The sequence below is a fragment of the Thiomonas sp. FB-6 genome (genome assembly GCF_000377645.1).
GTDB lineage: Bacteria > Pseudomonadota > Gammaproteobacteria > Burkholderiales > Burkholderiaceae_C > Thiomonas_A.
The window spans coordinates 21,974-27,973 of sequence record NZ_KB898512.1 but is presented as its reverse complement, the minus strand read 5'-3'; the positions used below and the strand labels follow the sequence as shown (position 1 = coordinate 27,973).

At 61.9% G+C, this 6,000-nt stretch carries 4 protein-coding genes and 1 pseudogene; 3 read left to right on the top strand and 2 right to left on the bottom strand.

All coding sequences use genetic code 11. From position 1 onward, the window contains the following. The 3 genes and pseudogenes from D466_RS24230 to D466_RS25180 all read left to right on the top strand — a co-directional run. Window positions 1-147 (top strand): annotated as a pseudogene (locus tag D466_RS24230) (IS5/IS1182 family transposase); the annotation flags it as partial. Window positions 148-1,419: 1,272 nt separating this feature from the next. Continuing rightward, a complete protein-coding gene (locus D466_RS0118095) occupies window positions 1,420-2,466 on the top strand; it encodes a replication-relaxation family protein (RefSeq protein WP_018915113.1) in 1,047 nt (348 codons plus the stop codon). 210 nt (window positions 2,467-2,676) lie between these two features. Next, a complete protein-coding gene (locus D466_RS25180) occupies window positions 2,677-2,865 on the top strand; it encodes a hypothetical protein (protein ID WP_018915112.1) in 189 nt (62 codons plus the stop codon). Window positions 2,866-2,942: 77 nt separating this feature from the next. Here the strand turns inward: D466_RS25180 and D466_RS23590 are convergent, their stop codons facing one another. Both D466_RS23590 and D466_RS0118075 read right to left on the bottom strand, forming a co-directional pair. Beyond that, window positions 2,943-4,133, bottom strand: a complete 1,191-nt coding sequence (locus tag D466_RS23590) for a helix-turn-helix domain-containing protein (RefSeq protein WP_081630036.1) — start codon at window positions 4,131-4,133, stop codon at window positions 2,943-2,945. Window positions 4,134-4,162: 29 nt separating this feature from the next. After that, complete coding sequence (locus tag D466_RS0118075; RefSeq protein ID WP_026285452.1) at window positions 4,163-5,965, bottom strand: SWIM zinc finger domain-containing protein; 1,803 nt, start codon at window positions 5,963-5,965, stop codon at window positions 4,163-4,165. Window positions 5,966-6,000 lie beyond the last annotated feature (35 nt).

Below are 6,000 nucleotides of genomic sequence, written 5' to 3'. Positions count from 1 at the left end.
GTCTTCGGCGTCATCAAGCGGCTGTGGGGCTTCAGCAAGGTGCGCTATCGCGGACTGGATAAGAACGCGACGCGCGCGTTCGCCGCGCTGGCCTTGAGCAACATCTTCATGTGCCGAAATCGGCTCATGGCACAGGTGCGTCCATAAGGGCGCAAGGCGGGTCGAAAGGCTCGCGAATGAGGCCCGATGGGCGCCAAATCACCCTCATCGAATCGAGTTCCCGCATCCTGAAATCGTAGGGCCCGGCTTCTGCAAAAACAGGTGCTTCTTCAGCGTTGCCTTAGTGCTCCTCGTGCATCGCTGAGATGCCGGCGGTTACACGCACGCAATCAACACGTGTGCACAGCCCACGGCATCACCGTGACCACGGTGGCCGGCAACTGGTGGCACTCTCGCCGTCGACCAGCACGCCATCACCCACACCCGGCCCGAAGGTACCGCAGGCCATCTCCTAGATGAACCCGCGGGCGGACGGCGCTGCGTCCAGCAGCGTGCGCTGCAGATAGGTCTGCTGCGAGTAAGGGTCACGCTACTCCTAGTCGACACGCTAGCGAGGAGACGCCTGCTCGCGACCGGGCACGGCGAGGCGGTGCGAACCGCCGCCGGCCCAGCGCAGCCCGCTCTCGAGGGACCGGCGAGGCGCGACTCGCGCCGAGGTCCGCAGCGCGGGCCCCGGACTTTCAACGTTGAAACTCTGCGCCTGGTCGCCCCCCCGACAGGACGAGTTTCATCGATGAGACTGGGCGACCGTGCGCTCGCCAGCACAGTTGCGTGAAAGGCAGGGCAAGCTGCTGGGTGGACGGCTGCTGGCAGAACAGTTGGAGCCGACGTCGATGACACATGGGGCCTTGCAAGTACATCCGGGACGGCGGCGGTTCGCACCGGCGAAGCCGGGCAGCGAGTACACAAGGCCTTGATGGACGTCGCGACGAAGACGTGAGCGACGCGCGCCCCCTGGCGCGCGAGCCTGTGTGCGGGGATAGAACACATTGCCCAATACCCGCGCGCAGGCGTGCGTGAAGTCCTCGACAACACCAACATCACCAAGGCAGCGGCGTGGTGCGCTGGACATCGGCCCCTGTTGGCACGGTCAGCGCTACACGATGTACACCGCCGCTGCCTGAGGAGACACAACGCTGGACAGCGACCCCGAAAACGACATCGAGGAGCCATCGCACTATGCCAGCACGCCCGAAGGCACGCCCACACGCGGACCATGGCGCCGCATCCGACACCACGGCGTCACCCGCGCCATCCACCAGTGACGCCAACGACGACACAACAGTGTCGACTAAGAACGGCATAACGGCTGTAACCCGTAACGGCGACAAGTTAGCCCAAATAGCGCCAGATACGCCGTTACGGAGTTACGCACAATCTGCAACTAATTCCCCTCCCCCGCGCGGCGCGACGGCCCACATGTCGAGCCTGGCGCTGCGCGACGCCATCTATGTGCGCGCCCTGCTGCTCGCAAACAAGTTCCGCGTCATCAGGACTCTCGACATCGCCGCGTATTGCTTCCCCGAGAGGCCCTTCAAAGCCGCCCTGACAGCAGCACAGCGCGCCGTCCGTGGACTCGTCAAGGGGCAGCTGCTTCGTCGTTACAGGACGGACAGATTTCAGACGGTGTACGGCCTCACACAGCGCGGCGTCGACTGGCTCGCGGAGCACGGCCACGATGCTGCATCGTCCATCAGGCGAGTGAGCGACATGACTAATCCGGAGCATCGGTTGTGGGCCCAGTTCCTCGTCATTTGTGCGTGGTCTCGCGACCTGGATGCATGCACCGAAGCTGAGCTCATGCAACGCCTGAACGCAGCGGCCAAGCCGGGCACGAAGGCCGCAAGCGCGACAACACAGGGTTACATCACAGTCGATGTGCACCGAGCCAATGGCACCGTCCGCAAGCACCTGCGACCAGATGCAGTCGCGTATGACGACAAGCGTGGCGGCGTCGCTTGGTTTGAGGTCGACCGCAGCAAGAGAGGGAGCGACCGGCAAGCAGACTTGGCCGCACTTATCAGCGCGATTGGCAGCAAGACCGCAGACGGGAAGGTTCTTAGGCGCGTTGTGGTCATGTGCAAGACCGACCGCATCGAGCGCGACGCCATACGCATCATTGAGCAGGCCGCCGCTTCGAGCAACGACCAGGTTCTTATCGAGGGGCGTCGGCACATCAAGCGGTACGACGATGGGGTGTATGAAGTGCTGAGCGCAGTTCCACTCAAGCGTGGTGATGGCCGAACTGTGCTCCGTGACGAACTGGTCGGACACGTCATCGTCCAGATGCTGCCAACCTGGCTGCCCAAGGTGCGCATTGACGCCAGCAACGTGTGGAGCATGGATGGCTGGTTCAACGACAACTACCTTCCCTACAAAAGACCACCAGTTCTTGGGAGGTGGGCGGCGCCGACATCGCCGCTTTGGCCAGCTACTGATGAGGGGGACGGCGCTGGCACTGGATGATGGTTGCTACACGAAGTGGCGGCATATGCCGCACCATTCGAATGAGGACACACAATGCAGGTATTTGGCAACTGTGCAACGGAGCCTACGGCCAAGCAGAGCAAGGCAACAGGGAAGAAGCTATGGGAATTTCGCCTTTGCGAGGCGCAGCGTGGAGTAGACACTACGCCAACTTGGTACACCGTGAGACTTATAAAAGAGGCGAACCCAATGCTCGACAAAGGTGACTTCGTCAAGGTCACCGGGAAGCTCAAGACCGACTACTACCTCTCACGGGAGGGCAAGCCGACCGGCACCCTGCTCATCCTCGCGTTCGAGGCCACCAAGCTTGCTCGCAAAGCGGCCGCGGCGGAAGCAGCGGACGCGAAGGCCACGAGCGAGGAGCACAGCGAGAGCTGAGCGCAGTACATCATTGATTCCAAGCCCCCACCTGGGGGCTTCTTCGTGCACTCGGCGCGCGCCACGCCCGTATCCCGTCAAGTTCTTTGAGGAGCCCAGTTCCCCGAAGAGTCATAGTGGGGCGACGCTGCGAAGCCGGCCGACTGCCAGACGAGGTCGAAAAGTGGCTTCAGCTCTGTCCTGACATCGCTCTCACCGGACAACTCTACGTCGGGTAAGGCTAGAACGTCACGGTCGAAATTTCCCAACTGCGAGTCGCCCCACCCGTGCTGGAAGCCCAGTGTGACCTTCCTTGCGTCGAGGATAGAGAGCATCGCGATAACCTGCTCGCTCAGCCCCCAGTCCCTTAGCTCCGCACGAGCCGCCGCAACGAACTGGGCAATATAGTCCTCGTAGGAACCACCTGGGAGAACGGCCTGCATCTCCGGGGTGTTCGAGCTGAGAGCCCAGGTGGTCTCTATGAAGCCATTCCTGAAAAGCAGCGTATATCCGTTGGTCCCGTCCTCGACGAGACTGCGCGCCCCTGCGACGCCATCCAGGTTGACCAGCGCGTCCGCCGCGGCCGACCGCGATGCGACGACAGGGATACCACGACGCAAGCCCAGATATTGCACGGGATTGACGTCGACAGCGCCAAGAACCGCATCAACTGGAACGATATGAAGTACAAGAACCGTGCTGTGCGTCAGTCGAAAAGGCACCTCTCCAGTCAGGACCTTGGCTAACCTGTCGGTGCGAAAGTCACGAACGCGCTGCGCCATGTTCTCCGACCGCAGAAACAGCCCTCGGATTTCGGGTACGTTCAGTGGCCGCTTGCGCAAGCCATCTCGAATGAAGAAGTGCTGATTCGTGTTGACGCGATGCGGACCGACCCAGCTTTGCGGAACACGGACGAGCACAACGTGGCCTGCCGTACCCGCCACGGACACGGGGACCGCATGTACTTGTACCCCAGGCATCCTCGGCTCAACGAGGTGAAGCAGGAAATCCTGGAGTCGACGAACTTCTTGGTCCACGTTGGTAAGCACTTGGGGAACGAGCGCCTCTGCCTGTGCGCTGCCACCTTCCGCGATGCCGTAGAGCAAGTCGCCACCCGACGCGTTGGCGAGCGCCGTGATGTCTGCTAAGACCTCTGTCTTCGTCGCTGTATCCCAATTCGTGGGGAAGTCTCTCTTGAATTCGAGGTGCGGCCCCTCCTGGGCATGTTCCCTCACCAGTTGCTCAAGATGCTCCTGCGTCGTATCAACGAGCCTTACCGGCAATGTCATGCCTCGCTCCCCATGTGTGAGCTATCCACTCAAGTCTGCGGCCTACTAAGGCTGTCAAGCAGCTTCATGAAATTTCTCTTGTTGCCCCAAGCTACCTTCCAGCCCGCGAGCTGCTCCTGGAATTTGTGCAACTGGTCGAGGCCCGCATAGACCTCGCGCATAGCCTTGACCACTTCGAACGCCGCGTCGTAGCGAGCCTTTGGTGCCCCCTCCTGGACGCGCATTGGTAGCAGCTTCCGGTAAAGCGCTAGAGCATCTTGCGGGTGCGTCTTCGCACGCAATTCTGCTAGCGGTTGCCAGAGCTGAACAGCTGTCTTGCCCCCTGCATACAGCTCCCACGCCCGGCCTGATTGCCCCTCCCGGATTGCAATGGCGAGGAGCTCAGACCTTGGGCCAGCCTGCCAGATGTTCGGGCTCTCTGGCGCTGCCTCAGCTGCGCGCATGAGCTCTTCGAATTTCCAAAGCGCCTGCTTCTCGAGCTCGCGTCTTCGCCCCAGTTGCTCCGCGACCGCAATAAGCTCGTAGAAGGCCGCCGCACCAGGCCTCGCAGCGAACTGAGCCCAGGCCACGGCCTGAGCAGCATCCTTGTCGCCAGCATTGAGCTGCAGCGCCACTGCCATGGCCGCGAGCTCCTTCGTTCGGTGCTCATGCTTGAATGCATCGAGCCCTTCCATGCCAAAGTGAAGCGCGTCATCTGGCATATCGTGCTCGAAGTACAACTGCGCAAGCATCAGGTAACGCATCGGGCTCGAGAGGTTCTTCTTGAGCACGTGCGCGATGAAACTGACTTCGCCTGTCGTTCGAGCAAACGCTTCCATCGCAGCTTCGACCCTGAAGCGCTTCGTGTCCCACGGGGCGCCGGCGTCGGCTGCGGTCAGCGTGGGGAGCGGCTCCCAGCGCTCGCGCAAGAACTGCTCGTATCGTTGCAGCCCCAAGGGGCCTAGCGCATCGAGGTACTGTGGCAGGACCGCATGGAAGACATCCCACTCTCCTTCCTGCTGATAGGCGAACAGGCGCAGCGCTAGCTTCAAGGGGTCTGGCCGAAGCGCCGTGCACGCCTTCAGGTGGACCCTCTGCAGACCAAGGATGGCTGGCATCACGTACCCGTTCGAATCGTCGATGTGAAGCAGGGCGCGCTCGGCCTTTTTGATGGCCAATTCGATGACCTCGACCAAGCCTTTGTCCCCATCAGGAATACGCGCGGATAGCATCTCAGCCAGGTCTTCAAGTTGCCTGGCGTAACGTGCACTCTCGTGCCCTCCCATGAAGCCACTCGTGCGGGTGGCGTGGCGCACAGCGTCCTTCAGCGACGCCAGGTCAGCTCCGCCGCTGGTACGCGCCATGAGCAACAGCTTGTCCCGCAGGGGTTTGCTCTGTTGGCTGGCTTCCAAGAGCAACGCCCTCAGCTCGTGCTCATCTTTGCCCTGCAAGAAGCTCTGGATAACTTCGGCTTGCGTGTGCGGTCGGCCCTTTGCACGGGGCTTCTTCGCCGTGGGCTGTTCCTGGCCACGGACAGCACTATCGGCGGCCACAATCTCGCCTTGGCCAAACCAGGCCAACGCGGTTGCGACCAAGTGCTTGCAGAACACGCCGTCGTGGCCCATCGGGCAACTGCACTCGTAGCCGAGCCTGCCCTTGGCGTCAGCGTAGAGGCGCACGTCGTATGAGTCCATGCCGAGAACTTCTGCGACCACTTCGCCGGGCAGCACATCGACGAGCGTGACCGCGCCGCGCTCGAAATAATCGGCACCGCGGGCGAGCGTCTTTTCATCGACGAGCTTGGCAATGGCTTCGGCGGTCAACAGCTTGCGAAGCGAAGATTGGCGGCTCATGAAAGTAGGAAATGTCTGCGGCTCTGCCGCCGGCG